Raw genomic sequence first — 254 nt, 5'->3', positions numbered from 1 at the left:
GCGCGAGGGCGTAGGTCGCCAGACCCCGCTGGGCCGCTAGGATCAGCGCGAGGGCCATCTCCGCGGTGGGGGTGTCGTGGACCCCGACGGCGTTGGCGACCTGGACCCCGTCGGGGGCGTGCGGGAGGGCGTGCTCGTAGCCGGCGGAGGCGAGCACCACGGCCTGCAGCCCGGGCACCTCCCGCGTCCGCCGCAACCACCGACCGGCGGAGAACGGCAGGACGAGCACGTCGACCTCCCGGCCGCCCCCGGGG

1 pseudogene is annotated in these 254 nt (G+C 77.6%); it reads right to left on the bottom strand.

The features are described from left to right. Positions 1-254: pseudogene (locus MXD60_RS26425) on the bottom strand (hypothetical protein); the annotation flags it as partial.

It is taken from the genome of Frankia sp. AgB32 (assembly GCF_023243045.1).
Classification (GTDB): domain Bacteria; phylum Actinomycetota; class Actinomycetes; order Frankiales; family Frankiaceae; genus Frankia.
This window is presented reverse-complemented; position numbering and strand designations above follow the sequence as displayed.